1 protein-coding gene is annotated in these 572 nt (G+C 55.8%); it reads left to right on the forward strand.

Going from position 1 to position 572, the window contains the following annotated elements; genetic code table 11:
- Positions 1-110 precede the first annotated feature (110 nt).
- Positions 111-572: PHP domain-containing protein (locus tag QZ408_RS14785; protein WP_292492835.1), on the forward strand; the 462-nt coding region annotated here is incomplete at its 3' end.

Here is a 572-nt window from a genome sequence, read left to right on the forward strand (position 1 = left end):
AATCTGTTATGACATCGACCCCCGTGATATCGTGCCCAACATCCTGCAACTGGGAATGACGGCGGGTGAGTTTGCACTCCGCATCAAGCAGAGGAGATTCTGGAGGCCGCATGGAAGACCTCTACTTTGACTGCCACATCCACTCGAGTTACTCACATGACTCATTGATGAGGCCAAGACGGATCCTGAAGCAGGCGAAAAAAGCGGGCTTAACCGGCGTTGCAATAACCGATCATGATACGGTCCGGGGTTCCCTTGAAGCCAGGAAACTGGAGAAGGAGATCGGGGTGACCGTCATTCCCGGCGTAGAGATCCTGACCGACTCCGGCGATATCATCGGTCTTTTTGTCAACGAGGAGGTCCGCTCCCGCAGATGGGATGAGGTTATTGATGAGATCAGGGAACAGGGAGGTGTTTCCGTCCTGCCCCACCCATATCGGTCGCACCCGAATGTCCTCGAACTCGCAAAAGCAGTAGACCTCATCGAGGTATGGAATGCACGAAGCACGGTGGAGCAGAACGAGAGGGCGCTGCAACTGGCCGGGGGGCTTCAGAAGCCCGGGACATATGGC

The organism is Methanoculleus sp. 10 (genome assembly GCF_913757945.1).
Taxonomy (GTDB): domain Archaea; phylum Halobacteriota; class Methanomicrobia; order Methanomicrobiales; family Methanoculleaceae; genus Methanoculleus.